Below are 26,999 nucleotides of genomic sequence, written 5' to 3' on the forward strand. Positions count from 1 at the left end.
TAAGAAGGTATTCATATGGAGTCACTTGATTTAAATAGTTTTTCAGAAATAAGGCTGCCGAAATTTTTCAAGATAAGACAAAAATTTAAAAAAGATAAAATCGAAAATATATCATATAAAATAAGAGGACGTATTAAACCATATATAATTAATTTAAGGAATAAAAGAATTGCTGTAGGAGTAGGCAGCAGGGGAATAGCCAATATAAATATAATAACAAGAACTGTCGTAGATTCATTGAAAGAAGAAGGAGCTGTACCATTCATAGTACCAGCAATGGGAAGCCATGGAGGATCAACGGAAAGTGGACAAAAGGAAATATTGGCTTCTTATGGTATTACGGAAAAATCAATGGGTGTTTCTATAAATGCATCAATGGATGTGCAAGTTATAGGAGAGTATGAACCAGGGCTACCTGTATATATTTCGAAAAGTGCCATTTCTGCTGATGGGATAGTTATAATACCAAGAATAAAGCCACATACGGGATTCAGGGGAAAAGTTGAAAGCGGTATTTGTAAAATGCTATCGATAGGACTTGGAAAACAGATGGGAGCAGATTCGATACACAGCAAAGGCTTCGGAAGATTCTCTGAATTAATACCAGGCATTGGGTGCATGGTGGCTGAAAAAACTAATCTACTATTTGCACTGGCTTTAGTTGAAAATGCCTATGATGAAACTTGTAAAATAGAATTTGTGACTAAAGATGAAATAATCAATTTAAAAAAAGAGGAAATGCTGCTTGAAGAAAGTAGAAGACTTATGGGTAGGATACTCATACCTAAGTTTGATGTGCTTGTGATAAGTGAAATAGGAAAAAATATAAGCGGTAATGGGCAGGATCCTAATGTGACTGGGTTATATTTCACAAAGTATGCCAATGGAGGCCCGAAATTCAAAAAATGTGTAATACTTGACTTAACTGAAGAATCTCATGGGAATGCCAATGGTGTAGGAGTATCCGATGTTATTACCAGAAAGTTATTTGATAAAATAGATTTTAAGACAATGTATACTAATTGTTTTACAAGTACCTATGTTGAGCCAGCTAAAGTGCCTATGGTAGCATCAAATTCAGAAGATGCAATAAAAATGGCAGTAAAAATTTGTAATGGTATAAAAAATGAAGATACAAAAATTGTTTGGATCAAAAATACGATGAAGTTGGAGAATATCTTAGTAAGCGAACCTCTTTTGAAGGAAGTGCAGCTTAATTCAAGTTTAGATATTTTGACTGAACCAAGGGATTTGAAATTTTATAAAGGGGAGCCTGAGTTTTTATAAGATAAAATTATTATAAGCTAACAGAAATTTTTTACTTTTACTTGATTGACTAGAAAAACTAGAGATCAGGTTTTATTGATATACCAATAAAATCTGATCTTTTTATAACTTTAAAAAATATAGTGGAATGTGAGGTGTTGTAATTATGAGCAGCAGTTGCAGCAATATTAATTGAACAGTATTTAATATTTTAGCTCTGAACTTTTGATATTTGAATTATGAAAGGAGTGTTCATATGTCTGAAAAGAAATTTAACTCAAAGGAAAATGGCTGGAGCGATCTTGTAAAAAAGGAAGATTGGTGGGCAGTATGGATAGGATTGATTCTGGTGGTGGCAGCAGTTATTCTCTGGTCTTTAGGAAGTTCAATAAAATTTATTACCGCCAAAATTCCAAAATGGACAAATATAGGCGTTCTTTTCTCCGCACTGGGAAATAACATCTGGTCCATTGTACTTCTGTTCGTTGTATTTTTAATTTTATTTTCTATTGCAAATTTATTTTTACACTACAGATTTAAGGACTTTTTTATAGGATTTTTACTTCTATTTATTTTAAGTGTTATAATCAATTCTTTTAGTTCCTGGGGGTGGGCGCAAAAGTATAATTTGGAAGCGCCTCTTGTTGCACTGTTCATAGGACTTATAATCAGCAATTTGTTTTCTATTCCAAAATGGTTTGAAACAGCGCTCAGGACAGAATTATATGTAAAAGTGGGTATTGTGCTTTTAGGTGCTACGCTTCCCTTCACACTGATTGTAAAAGCTGGTCCTGTTGCATTCTTACAGGCAACTGTAATTGCTGTATCTACATTTTTGATAATTTATTTTGTAGGTACGAAATGGCTGGGATTGGATAAGAGGTTTGCTGCCACTTTAGGAGCGGGTGGTTCTATCTGCGGAGTTTCAGCATCCATAGCTGTAGGAAGTGCTATACAGACAAAAAAAGAACATGTGTCTGTGGCCATCTCTCTGGTAGTGGCTTGGGCAGTGGTGATGATTTTTGCACTCTCCATATTTATAAAAGTCACAGGCATATCTGCAGGAGCGGCAGGAGCATGGATTGGAACGTCTGAATTTGCAGATGCCGCAGGAGTTACAGCAGCCAGTTCTTTTGGAGATAAGGCCATAACTACGTTTACTCTTATGAAGGTTGTAGGTCGTGATATGTTTATTGGAATCTGGTGCTTTATTTTGGCTATAATCTCCATTACAAAATGGGAGGATAAAGAAACTGGAGTAAAAGCCAACGCTTCTGATATCTGGCATAGATTTCCCAAATTTGTAATTGGATTTTTTGCGGGCTCAATATTTCTCACCATTTTGCTTTCAAGTGTTTCTCCTGCTGCAGCAGTAACTGTCAATTCCAATGTAATTGCTCCAATTAAGGAGATCAGAACCTGGGCATTTACTTTCTGTTTTCTGTCCATTGGACTTACCACCCGATTTAAACAGCTTACAGCTGTCGGCTGGAAGCCTTTTGCCGCATTTTCAACCGGTGCAGTTATAAATGTGATACTTGGATATTTAGTTTCTGTAGTAATTCTGGGATCCTATTGGTCAAGCTTATAGATTGAAATTCGAATTTGAGGAGAAAGGGGATATCCTTATTCAGGATGTCCTCTTTTTTTGCATGAGAAAAACTATTAAGCTAAAGCATTCCCCATTTTCTCTCGTATTCTACTTTCAGAATGTATTCCTCATCTTTGAATCCATTCTCTGTTAACATTTTAACTGCATAGTTGAAGTCAAAAGTTTCGGTTTCCATGATTATTCTGTCTTTCTTAGAAGTTATTTTCCAGTCATTGTGAGCTGATTTTAAAATTTCCACCATAGAGGCGATTCTCGAAAAACGTTGTTCAAGCAAATGACCTAGATTCCTCAGTGATTCAACAACTGTTTCCATGTCTTCCAATTTAGAAGCTTCCGGGAAGGGTTGAAAAAATTTAAAGATTATACGGACGTTTTGTATACATGTGATTTGATCTTTATCCACTATTAAACACTTCCTCTCTTAAATGTTCTAATTCTATTTAAATATAAATAATTTTTCTATTGGAGTATTAAGGGCTTTTGAAATATCATATGCAAGCTTTAAGGATGGATTATAACGGCCTTTTTCTAATCTTTGTATAGTTTCTCTTCTAACATTGACCATTTTTGCCAATTGTTCTTGAGTAATATTATTTAATTTTCTGTACTGTTTAATTGTTGTTATTAATTTCATCTTAGTTCCTCTCAAAATAAAAAAATGAGAAAATAAAAATTGCTATAATTGAAAAATAAAAAATTAATAAAACTACTAGAAAATTAGGTATAATATTTAACGAAAATACTGATATCATTATGATGATACCAATAATACAACTTATAAAACCTACCATAGAAGCCTTTAATACATTTAATTTGAATAATTCATCTTTAATTTTAGGGAATAATTTAAAAACAGCAATGAATATTATTAAAAGGGAAATTAAACCTATAATTAATAATATTGCAGGGTTGATTTCTCCTGAGTTAAGTTTATGGCTGTAAGTGTTGTACCAGTTCATAGTTGCAAAGAACATAGGTATAATGGTACAAACAATAAAAAATATTGCGGTAAATATTTTATTGTTTTCATTCATTACAAATCACATCCATTTCTTCATTATGATACAAATATATCACATTTGTATTTATAAATCAATTGATTTTTGATGCAGCTATTTCTAATCTTATGTTAATCTTTCGCTAATTTTTGTCTAATGTTTTCCCTTTAATATAGAAGTAACAAATAAATTTGGAGGAGAATGAGAATAATATGTCTATTACAATTGAACAAATTGATCTATTGAGGAAGAGAGCAGATGTGGGTTATAAGGAGGCAAAAGAAGCGCTGGAGAGATGCAATGGGGATATAGTGGAGGCACTTTCGTATCTGGAAGATGAAAATAAGATAAAGCCCGAAAAGGATGTTTTTAAAGATTCTTCTTTTATAAAAAAAATTAAGAGTATTATTTCAAAGGGAAACAAAATAAGAATTGTTATATCAAGAAATGAAAAGACCATATTGAACTTACCGCTGACATTGGCAGTGGTGTTTACCGTAATTGCATTTCCAGCTGTTATAGCTGCTGTAGTCATTGCATTAATCGCGAATTGTAGGATAAGGTTTCACAAAGACAGTGGAGAGGAGTGCAGTATTAACCACAAAATAGAAAAAGTAACTTCCACTGTAAACAATGCTAAAGATAAAATAGTAGAAGATTTCAAGAATGCCTAGGAAAGGGGCTGCTGTACAAACTTAGTTGTGCAACAGCCTCTAAATTTTTATCTGACTGAACCTAAGGATCATTTGATGGATATTTGGCTGTTAAGATGAGATAAAAAAGGTATAATAAAGTTAATATGATGAATTTAAAGAGAGGGAGGATAATATGGCCGGTAAAAAAATTCTAATTATAGAAGATGAGTCGAAAATTGCAAGGTTCGTTCAATTGGAACTCCAGCATGAGGGATATGAGGTAGACTGTTGTGAAGATGGAAGAAAAGGGCTGGAAAAAGCTTTGAACGAAAAATTTGACCTTATAATACTGGATGTTATGCTTCCTTCTATAAATGGCATGGAGGTTTTGAGGAGGCTTAGGAAGGTATCTCATGTTCCGGTAATCATGCTTACAGCTAAAGATGAGGTCATAGATAAAGTTATGGCACTGGATGTGGGGGCTGAAGATTATGTAACAAAGCCTTTTGCAATAGAAGAACTTCTGGCACGTATAAGAGTTATATTTAAATATAAGACTAATGTGAAAGTCAACGATAATGTGATAATTATAGGGAAATTGAAGATGGACAGAAATAAGCATATTGTAGCTTATGATGATAATTTAATAGAACTTACCAAAAAGGAATTCGATCTTCTTGGATATCTTATGATAAATAAAAATATAGCTCTTTCCAGAGAGAATATTTTGGAAAATGTTTGGCAATATGACTATATGGGTGATACAAATGTAGTAGATGTGTATATTCGTTATTTAAGAAGCAAAATTGATGACAGGTTCCATATAAAGCTCATCTATACTATTCGTGGAGTGGGGTATCAATTGAAATATGAATAGGTCGAAATCAATTTTTAGAATTACATATCGTATAATCAGGTATATTTTAGCTTTTTTGTACGACATAATCTGCAAACTTATGGAAAGTATACTGGAAAGACTTAGATTTTCCATAAGTTTTAAAATTACTGTAACTTATGGCTGCATATTTTTTGGAGTTCTTGTGTTTATGATTACAAGCAGTTTGTTTGCGCTCCAATATTATGTTGAAAATATAGGAAAAAATCAATATATTCAATTTTTAACTGCAGTTATGCTGCTTACAGGTGTAATTGGCTTTATTATTATAATATTTCTTGGATTAAAGGCAAGTAAAAAATTTCTTTTGCCTGTTAAAGAGATGACCGATACTGTAAATAAAATATCCATAGAGGATCTGGATACGCGCATTGATGTAAAGGGATCAAAAAATGAATTGAAAGACCTGGCAAAAACCTTCAATGAAATGCTGGAAAGAATACAGAATTCTGTAGAACAGCAGAACAGATTTGTATCAGATGCCTCGCATGAACTCAGGACTCCTATTGCCGTAATTCAAGGATATGCCAATCTTCTGGCAAGGTGGGGAAAAGATGACAAAAAAGTTCTTGAGGAGTCAATTGAATCCATTAGAAGTGAAGCGGAAAATATGAAGGGGCTTGTGGAACAACTTTTGTTTCTGGCAAGGGGGGACAAAAACACTCAGAAAGTGAATAAAGCTAAAATCAAACTTGATGAAATTATAGACGAGATCATAAGAGAGACAAAACTTATAGATAAGGAACACAACCTAGAAAGTAAATACAATGATAAAATCAGCATATATGGAGACAGGGAGCTTATCAAGGAAGCATTGAGAATATTTGTGGATAACAGTATTAAATATACTCAGAAAGGTGGAACTATAACTGTTGATTCCTATGTAAAGGAAAATTCAGCTGTTATAGTTATAGCCGATACCGGAGTGGGAATTTCAAAAGAGGATATTCCTCATATATTTGAAAGATTTTACAGGGTGGATAAATCAAGAACAAAATCCAGTGGTGGAACAGGCCTTGGACTTTCTATAGCAAAGTGGATAATTGACAAGCATTATGGGAAAATAGATGTGTGGAGTGAGCTTCAGATTGGCACCATAATGAAAATAACATTTCCCCTTTTTCATGTTTAAAGAGTAAAAAGACTGCATCCTCAATTGTAAATCGAATTGCAGCCCTTGAGCTGTATTAAGTTATAAAAATATCGATAAACAATAAAAAATTGTTGATTTTCAATTAAAAATATTGTATAATCCAATTAAAAGTAAATTTTCTGTTTTGGGGGTATATATATGTTTGATAAAGACCGTAGTTCCATTGTAACTTTTTTATATGTATTTCTTAATATTCTTTTCGTAATGGCAATAATAGTGTTGATTTTCATTCCGGCATTGTTTTTTAATTTTGATTATACTAATCATGTAGTAAGACATATTGCCATTGCAGAAATAAATTCTATTGTAATATTGCTTGTAATTTATGAGCTCAAGGGTATAACCGGGAGAATTGAAGAAAGAAAGGTTTTCACACAGGACAATGCAGTGAGTTTTAAAAGAGTATCTATTTATACGTTCCTGTTGGGCATTTTTTATATGGTAAATGATATGTTGAATGGTGAATTTCATATATTATTTGCGTTTAATAAAGACGGTTCTATGAAAATAGATGTAGTTGTATTTATAGTACTTGGATGTGTATTTTTGGTGATTTCTCAGGTTTTGGCTAAGGCTGTTGAGATAAAAAGTGAAAATGATCTTACTATATAAAGGTGGTGTTGAAGGTGGCTATTGTGGTAAATCTGGATGTGATGATGGCGAAGAGAAAAATATCTCTTTCCGAACTTGCGAAAAAGGTTGGAATCACCAATGCCAATTTGTCTATATTGAAGAACAACAAGGCCAAGGCGGTGAGATTTTCCACACTTGGGGCAATATGCAGGGAGCTTCAATGCCAGCCTGGAGATTTATTGGAGTATAGAGATGAATGATTTAAAGTCAAAAAAACTTCCCTTGACTTTAAATAATATAAAATATACAATTTAAATATGATTATTGATGAAAAATTGTTGGAACAGCTAAAACACAGAAAAACTACTGCAGCCATAGCAGCGGATATATTGCGTACATCTATTTTGAAGGGACAGTTAAAGGCAGGTGAACAGCTTATACAGGCTGATATTGCAAGGGAGTTTGGAATGAGCAGGATTCCTGTGCGTGAAGCCTTGAAACAGCTTGAAGCGGAGGGACTTGTGAAGCAGTATCCTAATAAGGGTGCTGTTATTTCTGAATTAAATGCCAGTGAAGTTCAGGAGATATATGAAATAAGATCTTTTTTGGAAACAGGAGCTATAAAGCTTTCCATTATGAATTTGAAAGAAGAGGATTTAAAACGGGCTGAAAATATATTGATAGAAATTGACAATGCCCCTGATGCCAACAAATGGCTTGAACTTAACTGGGATTTTCATTCATCTTTATATTTACCAGCCAATCGTCCAAGACTTCTATCTATTATAAAGAATCTTCATACTAATGTAGCCCGCTATATTCGTATATATCTGGATCTTATGAATTTTGAAAAAAAATCTCAGGAGGAGCACTATAAAATACTCAATGCATGCAGGCAGAAAGACGTAGAGAAAGCAGTAGACTCTATAAATCAGCACCTGAAAAATGCATCCAGTACACTTGTATCTTATTTAAATAAAAGAAACGAACAAAATAGGTAACATCTTTGAATATAAATGAAATTGTGGACTGCTTAAATTGCAGTTCGTTTTTTATAAAACACATCTACAAGATCTGAAACTAATGCCTTTTGTATGCCGTCCGTTGATGCACTGTAAAGACCATATAAGGCAAATAATAAAATCAACTTTCTATATTTATCTATTACCATGAGTATAATTCATGCTGCTGCAGCTTACAACTTTCTTTTATTAATAATGGCCTTATGATAGATATCTGAAGCTTTTTTTGACATTCCTTTTACAGAATTCTGTTTTGCAAAATCAAAAGAATTTTCACTTATTCTATGCCTTAGCTCATCATCTTTCATAAGATATATTATTTTGTCTGCCCATTCTTTTACATCAGCTCTTGTTTTAAACCCGTTGAATCCGTTTTGGATTATGTCCTCTATTCCACTAGAGCGTACAGATACTACAGGACACCTTCCTGCCATAGCTTCCAATATAACCATTCCCTGTGTCTCTGATTGAGAAGCAAATATAAAAATATCTGAAGCTGTATAAAAGCTGTAAATTTCATTCTGTTTCTTTGAGCCTATCAACTCAACAACATCTTTTAAATGTCTATCATTTATTGCCTCAATAATATTTTCTTTTTCAGGTCCATCTCCAATTATTATACATTTAAATGAAATATCCAAATTCTTTTTAATATATTCAATTCCATCTAGAAGAAAATATAAATTCTTTTCTTTTGCCAGACGAGAAACCGAACATAATAGGATTTTTCTTTCACCTCTATAAACTTTTTCTATATTTTTGACACTACTGTTTTCAGGTTCAGGGTAATTTTCAAAATCTACACCAGTGGATAGAATTTCGATGTGCCTGCTTACACCAATATTTCTCAAATACTCCTTTGCGCTCATAGTAGGTGCAATTATAACATCACATTTTTGAGAAAAATTCTTAATCATATGATGGGATATAACATTTTTAAATAAAATACTAAAAACTGGTATATAATGAGCATACTGCTCTAACCTTGTGTGATAGGTTAAAATAACAGGTATATTATTCTTCCTGGCTAATTTCAACCCTTTTTTCCCCATCCAAAATGGATGATGGACATGAACAATGTCAAAATCATGTTCATTGAATATCTTTTCAATATCAGATGAAAAAATATTGATTACAGGAAATTGAAATCCTAATGTTTTATAGGGAATTAAAAGTTTATTCCTGATAACATAATTTTCGCTATCCGTATAATCAGGATATTCAGGGGCAAAGACGTATACATCGTGTCCAAGATATCTCAATCCTTTAGATAATCTATCTATGGAGATGGGTACACCTCCTATAAATGGTAAAAAATTATTGGTAAACATGGCTATTTTCAGCGCTTTATTTATATCCTGAGTTTGTGTTATTTCGTCGTATTTTTTATAATAATCTTTGCCTACAAATACTTTTGTATAAATTATCATCGATATCAATATTACTATACTTAAAAAAATAAGAATATTTATAAAGTTGATGTAGAATAGAGAATGAATGTATAACCATATTGATTCTGCTATATTATGCACTCCCAAATTTGATATGTTTTCTTGCTTTATGACGTTATATGACACACCTTTTGGGGAAACATTTACTTTTATATAGTGATAGAAATTATTTTCATCTGTAATTATCCCCCCTGCACCGCCGCTTGTAAAATAGGAAACCCCATTTATTTTTCGCTCATCAAGCCCCTCTATATTTGAAGCGAATACTGCAGTAACATTATATTTGGAAAAAGCCTGAGTTAAAAAAGTTCTAAATTCTTCGCTCAGGATGAATTTATCATTTGATGCCAGTATTGATTTATCCTGTAATTTATAAGGAGGCCTGTTCATAAAAATAAATTTATATTTACTGTATTGTGAGTTTTCTAATTCGCTGATTATCCACTGCTTCTGCCAGGATTCTTCTGACTCATTTGTGGTATCTAAAAAAATAAAATAAGAATTACTCAATTTAAATGAAAAATTTGTATCTCCGAAATGTTTGTAATACCTACTTAATCCGTTATCCTTAATTTCCTTTTCTCCAATTCCAACAATAACTGAGCTGTTTATTTTTTTTAAGCTTTTGTACAACATCCTGTATTTATCTTCTGCTCCATCAATCACTGAATTCCCATTTAAAATAACAAAATCAGGAAAATCACTATTGATTTTCTTAATTATCCTGTTTTCAAATATAGTTATGGAATTATTGACATTGCCCAATACTTCAAAGGAAATACTCTGCTTATTTTCTGTTTTTGTCTTGATTGCGTCAATATTTCTTATATTCATATGTTGAAAATCAGCTTCAAAAAAATATATGTATGCTTTTATTAAAATTAATATAAATAAAAAAAGTATATCTATATAAATGTATCTTTTTAGATTGGGTACTTTTTTCATTATTTTCACCACCGGCTCTATTGCTCATGAGTCATGTACTTCAAGCATAACTCTCCGCATAAAATAGACTATAAAAAAGGGAAGCACCATGGAAAGAAACTTTGAAATTAAAAAAGACATTTTCATAAAGTTGAAACTAAACCACAGGATTAAATTTGATACAGCTACTCCTAGAAAAAGTGACACAATGTATACAACAAAAGATTTTGTATAGCTATTAGATTTAAACACATATTTCATACCTGCCATAAATTGCAGAAGGAATCCCACAGCTATGCCGATATTGCTAGCCAGCATATAATGTAATCCCAAGACTTGATATAGAAAATATGCTAAAAAAAAATCTATGCTGCCAACTATAAACGAAATAATTGTATATTTTCCAATGAATTTAAAAGTCAATATATATCATCTCCTATTACAGGAAAATTACCTTCGTCAGTGCTCCTGACAAAACTATATATTCGTATTGATTAAGAAGTTGTATTATAGATTGCAATTTATAAATCCTTTCAGTATTATACTTTTGATGAAGTTATTAGATTATTAAAAAAGTTATATAAATAGTTTGCAACGAATACCATAATGTATGCACCAATCTATTTTATGTTTTTATATGTGGTTATAAAATTTTTAAAATATTTTTGTTAGAGAATTATAAAAAACCTTTTAACTTTAATATAGTAACTTCAGAATATTAAAATTGCATTAAAAATTCCTAAGAATTTTTTAAAATAGTGATTAAATAAACATATTAAAATATAAAATAGTAGGTTTTTATACGAATCGGCAAGTTTATTAAAATTTTACTTGTACCTTACACGACGTAATCATTTATATTTATTACAGGAGTGAAAAATATGAAGCTGAGAGTTGAATACAATTGTGTAAATGGATTTATTGAATAACGTTGGTATTTATTTTATATAATGCTAATAAGGATGAAATAGGAGGAGTGCAAGTTTCAGTGTATAAATTGAGATCAATGCTAAAAATATTTAGAAATATAGTAATTTTGTTCATATGTCTAATATTGCTGTTATTTGTTATTTATCCTCAATTATTGAATAAAATTGCTGGCAGAATGTATTCATCTTTATCTATGACAACTTATTTTAGAGATTCGTCCTTTGAAAAATATACTAAGGGAAATCAAAATATATATTTTCTGGGGACTGTTCACTTCATGAGCTTGGATTCAAAAAATTTTTCCTATTTAAATCTAAAGGCAGTAATTGAAAATTTAAAGCCTGATTTACTTTTAATAGAGAGCAGGCCGGAACAGCTGACAAATAATAATTTTGCGGATGGTCCGGGAGAAATGCTTTAAATTGTGGGATTCCGGTTATTGGTACGGTGTATAAAACAGATATATGGAAGAGTCAGGCAAAAATTATAATTAAGGAATTTGAGGAATTCAGCGAAGTTATAAAGAAAACAGGCGAAATGCGATAGTAAAGCACATTGAACTATAGGAAGTTGATAATTGTAAAATAGGGGGAGGGCAAGTTTGAATATGAAAGATGTTGAAGGTATACTTGATTATTATAAAAATGAGTTAAAGTGGAATCCACCTTTTGCCGAAATACTTTCTAAATATTCTCCAGTTTGTAATTGTAACTATTGTCAAAGGTGTAAATGTATTGTGCAAAACGGGTGTCCAGGCAATTGAAGCGGCGGAGAAAAAATATAAAGAAATGGACTTAACTGAGGGAAATATATAAAATGCTATGGAAAATAAACTATCTTGATATATGATATAATTATATGCATAATTGACTGGTAAAGAGCATCTCTTTGCCGCTTAAAATAATCTTGAGGCTATGACAGAAATTACAAATATTAAAGGAGAATGTTATGAAAACCAATTCAATTAAAATTAAAAATGAAATACTGATGTTTGTGTCAGTCAATTTTATCATTACATTTTCCATGGGAATAGTTATGTTCTTTGTATATAAATATATTGATAAGGCTGCTATTTCAGATTTTGCCTTAGTACAGATGTTTTATCCGGCTTTAACTGCTGTTATATTGATGATTAGCAATGAAAAAAATAATATTGACAGGAATTTGATTTATTTTTTTAAAATTTATATTGTTTTATGTATTTTATCCATGATTGTTTTACTCACTGGAGTTTCTGATTTTCCCCAATATATATCTAAAATATTGTATGGGCTTATATGCGCATTTAGTATTGCTGCTTTCTACCTGATATTTAACAATAGAAATAATTGTTTTGAAAAGATTGGTATGGTTCTTCAAAAGAATTTTAAGAATGTTTTTATATTATGTTTGATATTTATAGGAATTGAATTTGTAATAGCAATTCTAAATGGATTTATTTATGGTAATTTTATTGAAAATGTAGAAAAGAGCATCAAACTTTTGGAGTTTCTACCTTTTAATTTACTGCTGGGTATTCTTATATCTTTTATAAGTTTCTTTGGAGAGGAATTTGGCTGGAGGGGATACTTGCAGCCTAGACTTCAAGTTCTGTTTGGCAAAAAACTTGGTGTCATAATATTGGGACCTATATGGGGACTGTGGCATTTACCCCTCTGCTTTATGCTGTACAGTCCTAAAACTCCTGTTTACTGCCTAATTTTTCATATATTTTACTGTACATTCATCGGTATCTTTTTAGGCCTTGTCTATATGAAAACGGGAAATCTTTGGTCAACTATAATTGTTCATTTGATAAATAATTACATGGCCTCTGGCAGCGGTAATGCAAATAATATAGTATTTACACCTGAAATATTAATATTGAATATCGCTGTTTGTGGAATTGTATTTTTACCCTTCATATTTACTAAAGAGTACAGAAAAAAATCATCTCGAAGGACCTGTGAATTCTATAGTTAAAGGTATTCGCTTTCATCACGTTCATGTCATCAAATTATCCAGTATAAGAAAGTTTTTATTCGGTTTAAATGTTAAATTCTAGTTAATTACAGTTAATTTTTTGGATTTGTAGTGCAATCATATGTCTAAATTTGTATAATTATAAGCATAGTCAAGTTAAGATTTATAAATTGTGAATTGTCTAGGTTTGTATTGTTATATGATATAATCTATATAAATTGGAGGGTATAGTAGTATGAAGGTGCTTGTGCTCAATGGTAGTCCAAAAGGAGAAAAAAGCAATACATTTAGGATAACCAGAGCTTTTTTGGAAGGGCTAGAGGAAATTGAAAGCTGCAGTGTAAATATAGTGAATATCAGTGAGAAAAATATTGAACACTGCAGGGGATGTTTTGCCTGCTGGACTAAAACTCCGGGTAAATGCATAATAAGGGATGACATGAGAGAGCTTATAGAAAGCTATGTGACATCAGATGTTGTCATCTGGAGTTTTCCACTTTACTATTTTGGTATGCCGTCAAAAGTCAAGGCATTTCTTGATCGAATGTTTCCTACAAATCTGCCATATATGAGTTTAAACAAGGATGGAACAAGCGGACACCCTTCCCGGTATGATCTGTCAAATCAAAGGTATGTTCTTATTTCGACCTGTGGATTTTACAGCACAAAGAAAAATTATGATGCTCTTTTTAAACAGTTTGACATCCTGTTTGGAGATAAACTGTCAAAAATAATTTGTCCTGAAGGAGAGCTGTTCCATGTTTCCCAGCTTGAGGGAAGAATTTTAGAGTACCTGTCTTATGCGAAACAGGCTGGCAGAGAATTTGGATATAATTCTGCTATCAGCAGTGATACAAAAGATGAACTTGGCAAATTGCTGTATCCTCCGGATGTGTTTGTGGAAATGGCAAATGCCAGCTGGAATATTTCAGAGGGCTCTATGGAGAAAAGGCAGCAGCAGGATAGATCATATAATTTTATGAAACAGATGGCCGCTGTATACAATCCTAAAAGTTATACAAAGGATGTTCTGATTGAAATATATTTTACAGATATCGACAAAACTTATCAGCTTTTTCTGGGAAGGGAAAAATGCACCGTCAATACTGAGAATTTTGTGACCTATACTACTAGAATTGAAACTACTTTTGAGCTCTGGAAAAAGATTTCAGAGGGTAAGGTCAACGGGGCGAAGGCATTGATGAAAAAGCAGTACCGAGTACTGGGGGATTTCAGCATAATGCTTAAAATGGATGGCTATTTTGGAATAAAAAGTCAGATACCCGAGAAGAAATCTGCGGGAAATAAGACAAATATGACCCTGCTTTTGTTTCAGTGGATAGCACTTTGGGTAGTACTGCCTATAGATGAGATTTGGGGAGGTGTTGTGGGAATAATCGTTTGCTCCGTTATACCTCTTCTGTCCTATAAGTTTAAACTTACTATTTATGATGAAATAAGTATTCCATTGATCTGTGTCCTGGGTATTCTGGCGGTGTTTGGAACTAATCCAACATTTTTAATATGTCTTTCATATCTGATATTTGGCTTTATGTGGATATTGTCCTGCTGGGGGAAAATACCCTTGACTGCATACTATTCATGCAATGATTACAACGGGAAGGATGCCTTTGAAAATCCACTTTTTTTGAAGACAAATAGGATTTTGACTGCAGCTTGGGGTGTACTCTTCCTGATAATTGCCTTTTGTACCTATTTCCTGATGGGAAGTGTTTTATCAAGTTATACCGGTCTTGTGAATTCAATTGCGCCTGCAGTTATGGGAGCTTTTACAAAATGGTTTGCCAGCTGGTATCCTGCAAAAGTTGCCAGGGGATAATTTATTTTTAAATTCGCTCTGACTCTTGCTGGGAGATCAGCTAAATAAGCGGTTGTAGAGATTACAGCCGCTATTTTTATCAAGTTATTCTTATATCCGTCTTAACCTTCTTATAAAAGTTATATTTTTTGCGGGATTTTTTCCCATATGGTACATATGATGATTATAAGGAGGTGATTTTAAGTTGTCCTATATAAGAGTGCAAAGCATTTGTGTGAGAAGTCTTACCATAACGGATTTTAAGCCTAAAAGTAATGTAATAAATGATACCTTGAAAATTGGATTTGATGGAAAAAATATTTACAGAAGTTATATGTATTTTAATATAGACAATATACCTAAGGATGAGTTCGTAAATTCTGCCTATTTATATATATACTTAAATAAAATTGACACTGAACATTCCAGGACCGTTTTCTATATACAACCACTTCAGGAGGACTTTGATAAATATACTACCTTTGAAAAACAACCTCAATATTATAATAGACAGGCTAAGTTTGAAATAAATAAAAATTTTCACGGCCCTGTACGTGTGGAAATAACAGACATATTTAATGAGTGGAACAGTGGGTACATGAAAAATAAAGGTATAATTATAAAAAGCAATGAGAGAAAAAAATCTCTTGGGAGTTTTACTTCCAATTCTATCTGTGATTACGAATTTATTCCCAAGCTTATAATTAGTATTCCGGAGTTGAATCATCACAACAATAGCAGTGAAACCGTGAATGTAATGGAAAAAAGTTGGAATTTAGAGTTTCGCAGAATAAGGTGTTCCCCGCCAATAAATGTTGAGCGCATTATTCAAGGCACATTTTTTATTGACAATATAGGTAATGGGGAAGTGAAAGCTGCTGTTGAAGTTAGCTGTGATTTGTGCAGCTGGATTAAAGATGATGAAATTATAGTGGACTCCAATAGCTCTGGAATTTTAGTAGCTAAATATTATGGGAAATATTATAGAGTAAAATTACAGTGCTTAGAACAGGGCACTGTAAGAGTAAACTTTATATATCAAGCTTATAGGTAAAGAAATGATAGTATGAAAGCACAATTGATTAATTGAGGAATAATATATTATTAGGCTTGGAAAGTCCGGCTATATTTTAAAATTAAAATGGAGATGAAAAGATATGCCTAATAATTTGGTATTTAACAAAGTGGCTGAACAGTTAAGAACTCAATTATATGCCTATAATATAAATTCAAATCAGGCTGAGGCCTTGACAGTGGATAATTCAGGTAATTTATTGGTGTCAGGGGCAGTGGATATAGGAAATACGGTAACTGTAACAGGAACGGTGGATGTGGGAAATACGGTAACGGTAACTGGAACATTAGATGTAGGCAACACGGTGACTGTAACAGGGACAGTAAATGTAGGTAACACGGTGACCGTAACAGGAGCAGTGGATGTAGGAAATACGGTGACTGTAACAGGAACGGTGGATGTGGGAAATACGGTGACTGTGACTGGAACATTAGATGTAGGCAATACAGTGACCGTAACTGGAACGGTAAATTCAATAACTGAAGGGACGCTGTTTACCACAGATAATATTACTCAAACTACTGGGACTGGTATGAATTTTGTACTGCAGGAAGATATTTCACAGCAAAAGATATACTCCTATTATATTAAAAATAATGATGCTGTAAATGCTGTTACAGTTGCACTCCAAATTTCTCCAACCAGCAATTCAAGTTATTTTATCAATGATGCTGCTGGTTTTGTAACTGTTGCTCCAAATACTGCAACGGTTTTGACCGCTCAGTATTATCTACAATATACAAGGCTTTATTATGATACTGGTGACAACACTGCTAATTTAGAAGCTTATTATAATGCAAGCGTTTAATATGATGATGCTGTCCTCTTTTTTGGACTGCATCATATTAGTATAGCTCTGTAAAAGGAGGCCATGATGTGTCGATAAGTCTATGCATGATAGTCAAAAACGAAGAGGATGTGTTGATCAGATGTCTTGAAAGTGTGAAATATATTGTAGATGAGATTATAATAGTAGACACAGGTTCTACAGATTCTACAGTTGAAATTGCAAAGAAATATGGTGCCAGGATTTTTTACTATAAATGGGATGATAGCTTCAGCAGTGCCAGAAATTATTCTTTGGAAAAAGCTACAAAAGAGTGGATTCTCATAATGGATGCAGATGATGAATTCGAGAAAAAAGATAGTGACAAATTACTTGAACTGGTCAATAACAAGAACAGTCAAACCTATGTATATTTCCTACGGACATTAAGTTATTCCGGTGACAGACCTACTTTTGAAAGTGTTACTATGAATTTAAATGTAAGGCTTATAAAAAACGGGAAAGGATATAAATTCGTAGGAGATATACATGAACAGATAGTGCCTCCGCCAAATCATACTTATCATTCACAGGACGTAAAAGTTGAAAATATAAGGTTTTATCATTATGGATATTTGAATGAAATTATAAAGAATAAAAATAAGAGAAAGAGAAATATGAATTTGATAAGCAGAAGCTTGGAGCAAAATTCCAATAACTCATTTATGCTTTTTAATATGGGAAACGAATACTATGCCATGGCTCAATATAAAAAGGCGCTGGAATACTATATGAAAAGTTATAAGAGTTTTGTACCACAGGAGGGATTTAGCTCTAAATTGATGTTGAGGATAGTTTCATGCAATCAAGTATTGAAAGATTATGAAGTGGAATATAAGTTCATTGACGAGGGGTTGAAGTATTATCCCAATTTTACAGATTTGGAATTTATAAGAGGAAATACTCTTATGGGACAAGGCAAATATCTGGCAGCTATAGATTCATTGAATAAATGTATTAAAATGGGTGAACCTCCTGTTGAGATAAATGAATTGGTAGGGGTAGGTTCTTATAGAACTTATTATGTTCTGTCCGATATATATTTTGTTCTGAGGGAATATGACAGAGCAATGTATTATTGTGACAAGGTGCTGAAATTGAATTCAGGATACATGAAGGCATTTTCCAAACTTTCTCAGATAATGGGAGCTAAAAAGTTCACAATAGATGAAATGAAAGAGAAATTTGACAGCTACCTTGATGGAAGTGAAGGCGAGAATCTGTATTTGTTTTTATCGGATGTATTTTACAGTCAAAATAGATTTGATATTGCCTATGATTATACAGAAAAAGCGGAAAGAATATGTGAAGATAAATATAATATGTCCAAAATATATTACTACAAGGGGATTTGTTTATTTTATCAAAAAAAATTTAATGAGTCATATAATTTATTTAGAAAAATTGCGGAAAGGGATTTTATTGATAGGGCATTTTATTACAGTGCACTTTGCAGTACTTTTAATGACAGCATTTCAACTAGGGATATATTAATTGACAATCCCAAAGAAATTCCAGATGATAAAAAGTATCTAGTATACATGAAGTTTAAAGATCTGCTTGAGGGGAAAAAGTGTACGGCTTTGGCAGAAGGTGTAAAATCATCTCAAAAATTTTTGGAGCCAATATTTAATTTATTGTCTATTTTGTTAAAGATGAATTATTTTGAAGAATTTGAAAAGGGACTTCAACTTTTAAATTTAATTGAAGATGACAATGTACTGTTATATCTGGCAAAGTTATACTACAAAAATGGATATATGGATCTTGCCTATAAGGAGTTTTTAAGATCCATAAAAATATACGATAGAATTGATGTAGAAGGACTTGAAATGATGAAACAGGCACTGTATTTTAATAATTCAAGATGTTGATTTTAATGAACAGGGGGCTTTAAAATTAGTTAAAGCCCTTATTGTTTTGTATTTATGAGGGAGTATTGAAATTTCTTATTGTCAATTTGAGTATTTTTAAAATGTTTTACTGAAATTATTGATAGAAATATGAAAATAAATTGTATTAATATATGAAGATAATAAATTATAGAAATTGAGGTAAAACATATGAAGGAGAGACTTGTAGAACTTGATGTACTCAGAGGTATTGCGTTTGTCATGGTTGTGGTTCAGCACACAATAGGGGGATATTCATATTCAAAAGATATATCATACATGGATTTAGCACTGTCCAGATTTATTTATACAATTGCCCAGCCGGCAGTTAAAATATTTCTGATATTGATGGGCATGACGCTTATATATACATATATTGATAAATTTAATTGGAAATCCTTTTATATAAAAAAGATAAAATTTCTAATAGTACCCTATGTGATTTTTTCAATACTGGACATGTACTTGCTGAAGGACTGGGAGAAATTAAGGAATATTTTTGGACAAATTGTCACGGGAAATGCGGCATATCATCTCTGGTATATGGGCATGGCTATTAGAATTTATATTTATTTTCCAATTATAATTTTTATTATAGGAATCATAGGAAAAAAGTCAGGCATATTTAAAATAAATTTTATTGTATTATACAGTGCCGCCTATATATTTTTTATTCAAAATAGTAATAGGGTTTATAATTTTCTAGGAAGAATCATATTTGGAAATCCTACAGAACTTCAGCAAAAATTTATAAATATATCACCTTTATCATGGTCTATATATTTTGTGATAGGTGTTTATATAATATTTAATTACAGCAAGTTTAAAAATATGGTTTTGAGGTATGGAAAGGCAATTACTGTATTGTACACGTTTTTTGCAGCAGCAGTGTACTGCAAAAACATGAACTTATTTGGAGATGAATTTTTCGTATATGATAAATTGAGTTATGGAATAGGCATAATACACAATATTTTATGCATGATGTTTTTTTATTTGATCTCACTGCATATTGTAAAAAAAAGAATATTGTGCGGTTTCTTTAAATTTATAGCCAGGTATTCATTTCCATCCTATATGTTTCATGTAGTGATACTTCAGTATTTTGCCAATAATATACATCAGACGGGGAAATTGTACTCGCCTTTTATACTTTTGATGTTGACTGCATTTATAACTCCCTGTATTTTTTACATCATAGGCTTTATTCCATTTAGCAGATATATTACGGGAGTCAGGAAAAATTCCGTTTTCCGGGGAAATAAATTGCATCATAATATAAAAATGAATACGAGAACAGCACATTGATAATCTGCTGCTAGGGGGAAAATATGAAGATTGTAGAAGATAATTTTATTTACAGATTGAAGTGCAAAGATCCAAAAGCTCTTGAATACGCTTTTGACAGGTATTGTGATTATGTATATAGAATAGTGTTTTCAGTATTTGGTTCTGAAAGGTATTCTACCTATATGGATGAATGCATTAATGATATATTCATGTGTCTGTGGAATAATGCGGATAAGTTTGATGAGAATAAGGGAAGCTTCAAGTGCTGGTTTAAGGCTGTAGCCAGGTATAAGGCTATAAATTATAAGAAAAAAATTACTAGAAATACAAATACGGAGTATATGGAAAACTGTATTTTTGAATCCTCACAGCAAGTGGAAAACCTGGTTATTTCAGAGGAAAATAAGAAAGAAATAATAGAGGCAATAAAAGAATTAAAAGGATTGGACAGAGAAATATTTATAAAAAGATATTTAATACAAGAGGATATAGTTGATATAGCAGATTCACTTGGGGTAAAGAGATCTGTAGTTGACAACAGGCTTTCCAGGGGAAGAAAGATTCTTAGAAAAAAACTTGAGATCTTGCAAGGGGGGGGATGCATAAATGAGTAGTAAAAAATTTGAGGATAATGATCTGCTGGAATTGTTCAATTATGTTGAACTTGACGATAAAGAGGAGAATTTGGAATTTGAAATGGATGATTTAAGAAAAAAGGCATTGAAGAAAAGAATTATGAAGCAGGTGAAAAATGAGAGCAGACATAAAAAATTTTCATAATAAATAGTTTAGCGTAAAAAATACCTTCACAGAATAAAATGTGAAGGTATTTTTTAAAGTTAATGTATGTAAATACGATATTTAAATAGTGTCCTTTTTTATTGGAGGTTGTAGATGTATGATTGAGTGGTATAAATATACATGGAGTGAAGTAATAAAAGAACTGAACAGTGATACATATTATGGACTAGATGAAGAACAAATAGGGCCTCTTAGAGAAAAGTATGGAGAGAATAAAATTATAATGCCGGAGACCAAAGGCTTATTTTATCTTATATTTATGCAATTTAAAGAAATATGGGTGTTGTTATTGATCCTTTGTGCAATTTTATTTGCATATTTAGGCATGTGGAACTATGGAATTATATCTTTAATCATTTTATTTTTAAATATGTCTTTTATAGTTCAGGAGCAATATAAAGGGGAAAGAGATATAAAAGAACTGCGAAAGTTGAACTCAGGAACGGCAAGAGTAATAAGGGATGGACGAACTGTTAGGATACCATCTGAAAAACTTGTAGTAGGTGATATAGTTATAGTTGGACAAGGAGAGGGAATACCTGCGGACATGAGAATTATTGAAAGTAATGATCTAAAGGTAGATGAGTGTTCCGTTACCGGAGAAAATTTTATAGTAGAAAAATACGAATTTAAAATAGATGATCGGGAACCGTCTCTTTCAGATATGAAAAATATGCTTTTTAAGTCGTCTTCTGTAGTTACAGGTGATGGTACAGGTGTGGTGACAGCAGTGGGAATGGATACTCAGGTGGCAAATATAGTAAAACTTTTACTTGAAGGTGAAGAAAAGAGAGAATTTTTTGGGACTAGAATATATGAGGTAATGAATGCCTTTAGTATGCTGCTGGCCATTTGTATCCTAATACTTGGATTTATGTTAAATTTTATTTTTCATAAAGATTTTTCCTACAATTTAGAAATATTATCAATTACGTTTTTAAGTACTGTTCCACAGGCGATGATCATTATTATTTCTCTTGTGGGAGCAATTTTACTAAAAAGATTCAAAAAAATGGATATAACTTTTAAGGACCTATTGAGTGTAGAGAAGTTTTCAAAAGTTTCAGCGGTTTGTACAGATAAAATAGGTGCTTTTTCTAAAAATAAAATGAAAGTAGTAAAAGCTTATGGAAGTAATGGCCTTATAGATATAAATGGAGAGACCTTAAAAGACGGTATAAGTGAAAGCCTGTATAGAATGATGAATATAGGACTTTTATGTAATGATACAAAATCTGTAAAGAAAAATGAAGAAAATTGGGTAAAAAATTTGCTTGAGTCATCTTTGGTAAGGTTTGGTGCCAAAAATGGAATGTATAAAAAAGAACTGGATAAGAAATATGATAGAATATTTCAGATTTTATTTGACAGTGAGAGACGTATAACCACTACTGTAAATAAAGTGGACAAGAAATATAGAGCTCACGTAAAAGGGGCTACGGACTCTATTTTAAGCAGATGTACGCATATATTGAAAAATGGATTGGAACTGGAAATAACAGAGGAGGATATAGAATCTATAAAGAATGCAGATATTAGCATGTCCAATGAATGTTTGTATGTAATGGGATTTGCCTACAGGAATTTTAATTATGAACCGAGTATTAAAGAAAATATCGAAAGTAATTTGGTATTCGTAGGGTTAATTGGTTTTGACAATATGTTAAAAGAAAATGCATCAGATTCCATAAAAAAGGCTCTGTCCCTTTCAGTAAAACCCATTATTGTTACAGATGACAGCAAACTTACAGCTTTGGCAATAGGAAAAAAGATAAACGTTATATCCAGACTTTCCCAGATAGTTTCTGGTGTGGAGATGGACAATATGACAGATGAAGAATTCAATCGTATTGGAGAAAAGGTAAGTTTTTTTTCCAGAATAAGTTCCAAACATAAGGTGAAGATAATAAAAGCATTAAAAAGTTATGGATATATAACAGCTATAACGGGGTGGAAACTTACAGATTTACCTGCACTTAAAATATCAAATATAGGAATAACCAATACTAAGAGCAAAGTAGTGAGAAAATTATGTGATATTTTTGTTAAAAATATGGATTTCATGAGCTTTTTAAATACTATAGAGGATTCAAGAAAAATTATAAGTGTGATTAAAAAGATAATTGTGTATATTATAAGCTGTTGTGTGGGATTGGCAGCATTTTTATTGATGATCTTTTTATATGGCTTTGATGTTTCCGGATATGTTGTTATAGAATCACTTTGGTTTAATGGTGTAATTATGTTCTTATCATCTCTATCCATCATGTATCAGTACAGGGATGAAGAGGGAGATTATATACCATCTACCATTGATAAAAGCATAATAGGAGAAAATTTAGGCTTTATACTTTTTAGTGGAGTTTTCATGGGCATTTTATCTTTTGCATCTTTGTATGTATCGGAACTGTGGAGAATCAGTTTTCCGTTTTTGACTTCTATTTCAGTTTTAAATGTCTGTGCTGTATTATTTGTATATAGTTTTTCCAATGAAAAGTTTTTTAAAAACAGACTTTCAAATATAATTACAGTTATAGATATTGTTGTACAATTAGGTATAATCTTCATTGCTAGCAAATTATTGATTCTATTTAATTTAGGTTATTGGAAGATATTTTTTGCATGCATTATATTGTGGTCTATCTTATGTATAAATTATAAATTTCATAAAAATCAATATGATTAATAAGTTGTTTTTAGGCAAATATAGATAATAGCAATTGTGCCATATGCAGTGAATATCAGATTAGCCGGAGGTATCATCTATGACTATGAAAAGGCCATTGGTATTTTATTCTGTATCCCTATATCTAGGATGTTTATTTGTCCTGTTATTTTTAGACAGTATTTTGGCAGCAGCGTTAGTAGCTGCTTTTTTTCTTATAATATTATTTTTTACATTGGAAATTAAAGCTTTTACAATAAATGTGCTATTTTTTCTCCTTGGAATATTCAGCTTTTGTATTTATTTTAATGTAAGTATCCAGAACCCTGTTGAAATTAGAATTGTAGATAGTAAAAACTATTATTTTATAGGAGATTTTAAGGGAAGAAAAATTATATTGGAGGGAAAAACGAAGGGACTGGAAGAAGGTCAGAAGATAACAAAAGTATATGGGAGATTTCAAAAAAATTTTGATATAGAAAATGGATTTATTGGAAACTATTATTTAACGGGATATGAGTATTGTAAAAAGGATCTGGTATATTATTCTTATAAATTCAAGAAAAATCTTTATGAAAAATTCAAAAATATAATTGGAAAAGATAGAGCAGCTCTTATTATGGCTCTGTGTTATGGAGAAACCAATTATATCAACCAGGATCAGATGAAGAATTTTCAGGAATTGGGAATAATTCATGCTGTAAGTGTTTCAGGATTCCACATGGCATTGATATATGAAGTGCTGGAGTTTACAGTTGGGCTTAAAATGGCTGTATTTGTATCTCTATTCTATGTATTTTTTACAGGCATGGCAGCAGCAACCATGAGGTCTTTTATAATGATACTTATATTTAAACTGTCAAGTGTATTTTTTAAAGAATATGACAGCATATCCTCTTTAAGTCTGGCAGCTCTTATTTTGATAGCATTTAAACCTTATTATATAGTAAATATAGGATTTGATCTCTCTTTTTTAGCGACTTTAGGTATACTTCTATACAGTAAAGCCATATGCAGAAAATTGTATAAACTGCCTGAAAAACTAGCGGTCAGTGTAAGTTTAACCCTTAGCTCACAGATTTTTTCACTGCCCTATATAGCTTTTACAATACAGAATTTCAGTTATGGATTTATTTTGGGAAACTTATTCTTGATTCCCCTGTTTTCGATAATAATTGTGCTTGGAAATGGGGCACTGTGCCTATATCCCGTGGAAATATTGTTTAAATACATATGTACAATTATTAATTTTATTTTTACTGTGATAGATGGTGGAAGTATAATTGCCTTGAAGTTATGTCCTGGAGTGATGTATTTAAAATATGAAGATGGATTGATGGCTATTGCATTATTTACAGCTATTGTAATGTACAAGAAGGGATATGAAAAATTCAGGCACATTCCTGCTGCCTGTGTGATTCTGATGATACTTCGAGGATATTCTTTTTTTACCGGAATATCTTTTATAAATACGGATAATGGAGAAGCAGCCCTTATAAAAAGAGGTTTCAATAAAGTTATGATATGCAATTACAATTATTTAGATGCCAGTTGGATATGGAAAGTTAAAATGCAGCAGTCAGTAGATAAAATTATAACTAATCCTCATGAAAATTTTGTATATAATTTAGGTAATGGTTCTTATTTAAAAGTAAACGAAAACTCGAAAGCTCATATGGAGGTAACACTTAATTCCAAAAATAAAAAATTCAAATTTCTTTTGAATAAAAATGTTAAAGATAATAAACTGGCCTTTGACGGAGAAAAAGCTGTTTTTATACCGAAAATGAATATAAAAGATAGCAGCTCTTATGTTATAATGTTTAATATGCTTTTTAAGCTTCGATGATTATCGGAGCAAAGGAGGAAGTGAGTGAAGGTTGATTGATATAACTGCTTTTAACAAGAACTTAAAAAATGGACATATAGAAAATTGTTATTTATTCTGCGGCAGTGATGAATTTCTTATAAAGGAAAATATAAGAGAATTGATCAAAAGAGTTGTGAAATCTGATTTTATTGATTTAAATTATGTAAAATTTGATGGAAGTTCTCTGGAGGATTTTGACACTGTAATAAATGCCTGTGAAACCCTTCCTTTTATGAGTGATAAAAAAGTTGTACTTATATATAGGGCTTCATTTATGGGAGAAGAAAAGGGCTATAAAAGTAAGCTTTCTGGTGAATTTAAAAAAATACATGATTATTTAAAGAATGTACCCGAACATTGTGTTTTAATATTTTATTACCTTTTTAGAAGTAAAAGGGATAAACCGGGTAGAAGGATATACAGCCTGGATAAAGATATATGTGTGATTAGGGCCGATAAAATAAGGGGATATCAACTTGAAAATAAAGTTCAAGAATTTTTTCAACTCAGGGGAAAGAATATAAAAAAGATTGATCTTAGAGTGTTCTGTAACCTCATGGAAGGGAATAACTTAAGTGCAATAGAAAATGAAGTGGAAAAACTATGCTGTTATACCTATGGCAGGGATATAAAAAGAAAAGACATTCAGGAAATGTTTCTAAAAAACAGTGAAGAGGATATCTTTGATGTTATAAATGCTATATCCAATAAAAATTTAAAAGATGCACTTCATCTGTTAAATGAACTCATATATAGCGGTGCTAAAATAAATTATATTTTAGTTATGATAGAAAGACAATTTAGTGTTCTGTTTAAAATTAAATTACTCCTAGAAGATGGTAAACAAAAGACCGAGATTATGAAGTTATTAAACATTAGATCCCAATATAGATATAATATAATGGTTCAGCAGAGCAAAAAATTCACATTAAAACAACTTAAAAAGTCCATACAATTATGCTTGGATACGGAAAAAGATATGAAAAGTTCCTCTCTCAATGAGAAAACTGAATTAGAGCTCTTACTAATAAATACTATTGCATAATAAATAACCGGTCACCGCCGGTCATTTATTATGCAACTAATCCATTTAATTTTAAAGTCAGCTTAGATTTATCTCTTGAAGCTTTATTCTTGTGAATAACACCTTTTGATGCCGCCATATCTAGAGCTTTTATAGCTGCAGTGAAGTTAACCTTAGCTTCTTCTACATTTTTATTCTCAACAGACGCTAAAAACTTTTTTATAGTAGTCTTTAATGAAGATTTTATTATTCTATTCCTCAATGTCTTAGTTTGAATAACTTTTATTCTCTTTTTTGCAGATTTTATGTTTGCCAT

The 26,999-nt window shown here is 31.6% G+C and carries 28 protein-coding genes; 21 read left to right on the forward strand and 7 right to left on the reverse strand.

What is annotated here, in order from left to right; genetic code table 11:
- Positions 1 to 15: 15 nt before the first annotated feature.
- Together ACFHWD_RS10645 and ACFHWD_RS10650 are read left to right on the forward strand one after the other, a co-directional pair.
- On the forward strand, positions 16 to 1,287 hold the full coding sequence (locus ACFHWD_RS10645; protein WP_179976956.1) for a lactate racemase domain-containing protein: 1,272 nt from the start codon (positions 16 to 18) through the stop codon (positions 1,285 to 1,287).
- A 235-nt stretch (positions 1,288 to 1,522) separates the two neighbouring features.
- The gene (locus ACFHWD_RS10650) at positions 1,523 to 2,857 is read left to right on the forward strand and encodes a YeiH family protein (protein ID WP_378061808.1); all 1,335 of its coding nucleotides are present in this window, start codon (positions 1,523 to 1,525) and stop codon (positions 2,855 to 2,857) included.
- Between the two features lie 79 nt (positions 2,858 to 2,936).
- On the opposite strand, the gene ACFHWD_RS10655 is transcribed toward ACFHWD_RS10650, so the two are convergent.
- The 3 genes from ACFHWD_RS10655 to ACFHWD_RS10665 all read right to left on the reverse strand — a co-directional run bounded on the left by ACFHWD_RS10655 (position 2,937) and on the right by ACFHWD_RS10665 (position 3,912).
- Positions 2,937 to 3,200, reverse strand: coding sequence for a hypothetical protein (locus tag ACFHWD_RS10655; RefSeq protein WP_236035223.1), 264 nt, complete (start codon positions 3,198 to 3,200; stop codon positions 2,937 to 2,939).
- A 114-nt stretch (positions 3,201 to 3,314) separates the two neighbouring features.
- Positions 3,315 to 3,512: a helix-turn-helix transcriptional regulator gene (locus ACFHWD_RS10660; protein WP_150358166.1), complete on the reverse strand. Its 198-nt coding sequence runs from the start codon at positions 3,510 to 3,512 to the stop codon at positions 3,315 to 3,317.
- A 1-nt stretch (position 3,513) separates the two neighbouring features.
- Positions 3,514 to 3,912 (reverse strand): hypothetical protein, encoded by a 399-nt coding sequence (locus tag ACFHWD_RS10665; protein WP_378061811.1) that lies wholly within the window; start codon positions 3,910 to 3,912, stop codon positions 3,514 to 3,516.
- Between the two features lie 176 nt (positions 3,913 to 4,088).
- Between ACFHWD_RS10665 and ACFHWD_RS10670 the strand changes: the two genes are divergently transcribed.
- The 6 genes from ACFHWD_RS10670 (at position 4,089) to ACFHWD_RS10695 (ending at position 8,133) form a co-directional block, all read left to right on the forward strand.
- A complete protein-coding gene (locus tag ACFHWD_RS10670; RefSeq protein WP_179976959.1) occupies positions 4,089 to 4,550 on the forward strand; it encodes a DUF4342 domain-containing protein in 462 nt (153 codons plus the stop codon).
- A 154-nt stretch (positions 4,551 to 4,704) separates the two neighbouring features.
- Positions 4,705 to 5,388, forward strand: coding sequence for a response regulator transcription factor (locus tag ACFHWD_RS10675; protein ID WP_378061813.1), 684 nt, complete (start codon positions 4,705 to 4,707; stop codon positions 5,386 to 5,388).
- The gene (locus tag ACFHWD_RS10680; protein ID WP_378061815.1) at positions 5,381 to 6,538 is read left to right on the forward strand and encodes a sensor histidine kinase; all 1,158 of its coding nucleotides are present in this window, start codon (positions 5,381 to 5,383) and stop codon (positions 6,536 to 6,538) included. Before ACFHWD_RS10675 ends, ACFHWD_RS10680 begins: the two co-directional genes overlap by 8 nt.
- Before the next feature lie 159 nt (positions 6,539 to 6,697).
- On the forward strand, positions 6,698 to 7,171 hold the full coding sequence (locus ACFHWD_RS10685; RefSeq protein WP_179976961.1) for a DUF2975 domain-containing protein: 474 nt from the start codon (positions 6,698 to 6,700) through the stop codon (positions 7,169 to 7,171).
- 14 nt (positions 7,172 to 7,185) lie between these two features.
- Positions 7,186 to 7,392, forward strand: coding sequence for a helix-turn-helix transcriptional regulator (locus tag ACFHWD_RS10690; protein ID WP_150358160.1), 207 nt, complete (start codon positions 7,186 to 7,188; stop codon positions 7,390 to 7,392).
- A 78-nt stretch (positions 7,393 to 7,470) separates the two neighbouring features.
- On the forward strand, positions 7,471 to 8,133 hold the full coding sequence (locus ACFHWD_RS10695; RefSeq protein WP_229981062.1) for a GntR family transcriptional regulator: 663 nt from the start codon (positions 7,471 to 7,473) through the stop codon (positions 8,131 to 8,133).
- Between the two features lie 32 nt (positions 8,134 to 8,165).
- Here the strand turns inward: ACFHWD_RS10695 and ACFHWD_RS10700 are convergent, their stop codons facing one another.
- From ACFHWD_RS10700 to ACFHWD_RS10710, 3 genes are all read right to left on the reverse strand, one after another.
- Positions 8,166 to 8,303, reverse strand: coding sequence for a hypothetical protein (locus ACFHWD_RS10700; protein ID WP_179976904.1), 138 nt, complete (start codon positions 8,301 to 8,303; stop codon positions 8,166 to 8,168).
- A gap of 24 nt (positions 8,304 to 8,327) precedes the next feature.
- Entirely contained in the window at positions 8,328 to 10,439 is a 2,112-nt protein-coding gene (locus ACFHWD_RS10705) for a glycosyltransferase (protein WP_179976962.1), read from the reverse strand.
- 135 nt (positions 10,440 to 10,574) lie between these two features.
- Positions 10,575 to 10,952, reverse strand: a complete 378-nt coding sequence (locus ACFHWD_RS10710) for a GtrA family protein (protein ID WP_179976963.1) — start codon at positions 10,950 to 10,952, stop codon at positions 10,575 to 10,577.
- Between the two features lie 565 nt (positions 10,953 to 11,517).
- Between ACFHWD_RS10710 and ACFHWD_RS10715 the strand changes: the two genes are divergently transcribed.
- The 13 genes from ACFHWD_RS10715 to holA all read left to right on the forward strand — a co-directional run bounded on the left by ACFHWD_RS10715 (position 11,518) and on the right by holA (position 26,704).
- The gene (locus ACFHWD_RS10715; protein ID WP_229981066.1) at positions 11,518 to 11,880 is read left to right on the forward strand and encodes a hypothetical protein; all 363 of its coding nucleotides are present in this window, start codon (positions 11,518 to 11,520) and stop codon (positions 11,878 to 11,880) included.
- Positions 11,881 to 12,127: 247 nt separating this feature from the next.
- Entirely contained in the window at positions 12,128 to 12,274 is a 147-nt protein-coding gene (locus ACFHWD_RS10720; RefSeq protein WP_236035217.1) for a hypothetical protein, read from the forward strand.
- Between the two features lie 133 nt (positions 12,275 to 12,407).
- Positions 12,408 to 13,421, forward strand: coding sequence for a CPBP family intramembrane glutamic endopeptidase (locus ACFHWD_RS10725; protein ID WP_150358103.1), 1,014 nt, complete (start codon positions 12,408 to 12,410; stop codon positions 13,419 to 13,421).
- A gap of 235 nt (positions 13,422 to 13,656) precedes the next feature.
- Positions 13,657 to 15,261 carry an NAD(P)H-dependent oxidoreductase gene (locus ACFHWD_RS10730; protein WP_378061820.1) on the forward strand — a complete coding sequence of 535 codons (1,605 nt, stop codon included), beginning with the start codon at positions 13,657 to 13,659 and terminating at the stop codon, positions 15,259 to 15,261.
- Positions 15,262 to 15,445: 184 nt separating this feature from the next.
- On the forward strand, positions 15,446 to 16,294 hold the full coding sequence (locus ACFHWD_RS10735; protein ID WP_179976966.1) for a DNRLRE domain-containing protein: 849 nt from the start codon (positions 15,446 to 15,448) through the stop codon (positions 16,292 to 16,294).
- A gap of 103 nt (positions 16,295 to 16,397) precedes the next feature.
- Positions 16,398 to 17,123, forward strand: coding sequence for a DUF6385 domain-containing protein (locus ACFHWD_RS10740; protein WP_150358100.1), 726 nt, complete (start codon positions 16,398 to 16,400; stop codon positions 17,121 to 17,123).
- 68 nt (positions 17,124 to 17,191) lie between these two features.
- Positions 17,192 to 19,015 (forward strand): glycosyltransferase family 2 protein, encoded by a 1,824-nt coding sequence (locus ACFHWD_RS10745; protein WP_179976967.1) that lies wholly within the window; start codon positions 17,192 to 17,194, stop codon positions 19,013 to 19,015.
- Positions 19,016 to 19,204: 189 nt separating this feature from the next.
- Positions 19,205 to 20,341, forward strand: coding sequence for an acyltransferase (locus ACFHWD_RS10750; RefSeq protein ID WP_179976968.1), 1,137 nt, complete (start codon positions 19,205 to 19,207; stop codon positions 20,339 to 20,341).
- Between the two features lie 23 nt (positions 20,342 to 20,364).
- Positions 20,365 to 20,937 (forward strand): sigma-70 family RNA polymerase sigma factor, encoded by a 573-nt coding sequence (locus tag ACFHWD_RS10755; RefSeq protein WP_378061824.1) that lies wholly within the window; start codon positions 20,365 to 20,367, stop codon positions 20,935 to 20,937.
- Positions 20,930 to 21,103, forward strand: coding sequence for a hypothetical protein (locus ACFHWD_RS10760; RefSeq protein ID WP_378061826.1), 174 nt, complete (start codon positions 20,930 to 20,932; stop codon positions 21,101 to 21,103). The genes ACFHWD_RS10755 and ACFHWD_RS10760 overlap by 8 nt, the downstream gene beginning before the upstream one ends.
- Before the next feature lie 118 nt (positions 21,104 to 21,221).
- Positions 21,222 to 23,810, forward strand: a complete 2,589-nt coding sequence (locus ACFHWD_RS10765) for a cation-translocating P-type ATPase (protein ID WP_378061828.1) — start codon at positions 21,222 to 21,224, stop codon at positions 23,808 to 23,810.
- A gap of 79 nt (positions 23,811 to 23,889) precedes the next feature.
- Complete coding sequence (locus tag ACFHWD_RS10770; protein WP_378061830.1) at positions 23,890 to 25,638, forward strand: ComEC/Rec2 family competence protein; 1,749 nt, start codon at positions 23,890 to 23,892, stop codon at positions 25,636 to 25,638.
- Between the two features lie 31 nt (positions 25,639 to 25,669).
- Entirely contained in the window at positions 25,670 to 26,704 is a 1,035-nt protein-coding gene (holA, locus tag ACFHWD_RS10775) for a DNA polymerase III subunit delta (protein WP_179976971.1), read from the forward strand.
- 28 nt (positions 26,705 to 26,732) lie between these two features.
- On the opposite strand, the gene rpsT is transcribed toward holA, so the two are convergent.
- The gene (gene rpsT / locus ACFHWD_RS10780) at positions 26,733 to 26,999 is read right to left on the reverse strand and encodes a 30S ribosomal protein S20 (RefSeq protein WP_179976972.1); all 267 of its coding nucleotides are present in this window, start codon (positions 26,997 to 26,999) and stop codon (positions 26,733 to 26,735) included.

The organism is Clostridium sp. MT-14, assembly GCF_042436595.1.
GTDB classification, from domain to species: Bacteria; Bacillota; Clostridia; order Clostridiales; family Clostridiaceae; genus Clostridium_B; species Clostridium_B aromativorans.

What these genes read in the sequence shown, in the direction of transcription:
- ACFHWD_RS10645 (WP_179976956.1), top strand. Translation starts at nt 16, where the DNA reads ATGGAGTCACTTGATTTAAATAGTTTTTCAGAAATAAGGCTGCCGAAA.
- ACFHWD_RS10650 (WP_378061808.1), top strand. Translation starts at nt 1,523, where the DNA reads ATGTCTGAAAAGAAATTTAACTCAAAGGAAAATGGCTGGAGCGATCTT.
- ACFHWD_RS10660 (WP_150358166.1), bottom strand. Translation starts at nt 3,512, where the DNA reads ATGAAATTAATAACAACAATTAAACAGTACAGAAAATTAAATAATATT.
- ACFHWD_RS10665 (WP_378061811.1), bottom strand. Translation starts at nt 3,912, where the DNA reads ATGAATGAAAACAATAAAATATTTACCGCAATATTTTTTATTGTTTGT.
- ACFHWD_RS10670 (WP_179976959.1), top strand. Translation starts at nt 4,089, where the DNA reads ATGTCTATTACAATTGAACAAATTGATCTATTGAGGAAGAGAGCAGAT.
- ACFHWD_RS10675 (WP_378061813.1), top strand. Translation starts at nt 4,705, where the DNA reads ATGGCCGGTAAAAAAATTCTAATTATAGAAGATGAGTCGAAAATTGCA.
- ACFHWD_RS10680 (WP_378061815.1), top strand. Translation starts at nt 5,381, where the DNA reads ATGAATAGGTCGAAATCAATTTTTAGAATTACATATCGTATAATCAGG.
- ACFHWD_RS10685 (WP_179976961.1), top strand. Translation starts at nt 6,698, where the DNA reads ATGTTTGATAAAGACCGTAGTTCCATTGTAACTTTTTTATATGTATTT.
- ACFHWD_RS10700 (WP_179976904.1), bottom strand. Translation starts at nt 8,303, where the DNA reads ATGGTAATAGATAAATATAGAAAGTTGATTTTATTATTTGCCTTATAT.
- ACFHWD_RS10705 (WP_179976962.1), bottom strand. Translation starts at nt 10,439, where the DNA reads ATGAATATAAGAAATATTGACGCAATCAAGACAAAAACAGAAAATAAG.
- ACFHWD_RS10725 (WP_150358103.1), top strand. Translation starts at nt 12,408, where the DNA reads ATGAAAACCAATTCAATTAAAATTAAAAATGAAATACTGATGTTTGTG.
- ACFHWD_RS10730 (WP_378061820.1), top strand. Translation starts at nt 13,657, where the DNA reads ATGAAGGTGCTTGTGCTCAATGGTAGTCCAAAAGGAGAAAAAAGCAAT.
- ACFHWD_RS10740 (WP_150358100.1), top strand. Translation starts at nt 16,398, where the DNA reads ATGCCTAATAATTTGGTATTTAACAAAGTGGCTGAACAGTTAAGAACT.
- ACFHWD_RS10750 (WP_179976968.1), top strand. Translation starts at nt 19,205, where the DNA reads ATGAAGGAGAGACTTGTAGAACTTGATGTACTCAGAGGTATTGCGTTT.
- ACFHWD_RS10755 (WP_378061824.1), top strand. Translation starts at nt 20,365, where the DNA reads ATGAAGATTGTAGAAGATAATTTTATTTACAGATTGAAGTGCAAAGAT.
- ACFHWD_RS10760 (WP_378061826.1), top strand. Translation starts at nt 20,930, where the DNA reads ATGAGTAGTAAAAAATTTGAGGATAATGATCTGCTGGAATTGTTCAAT.
- ACFHWD_RS10765 (WP_378061828.1), top strand. Translation starts at nt 21,222, where the DNA reads ATGATTGAGTGGTATAAATATACATGGAGTGAAGTAATAAAAGAACTG.
- ACFHWD_RS10770 (WP_378061830.1), top strand. Translation starts at nt 23,890, where the DNA reads ATGACTATGAAAAGGCCATTGGTATTTTATTCTGTATCCCTATATCTA.
- rpsT (WP_179976972.1), bottom strand. Translation starts at nt 26,999, where the DNA reads ATGGCAAACATAAAATCTGCAAAAAAGAGAATAAAAGTTATTCAAACT.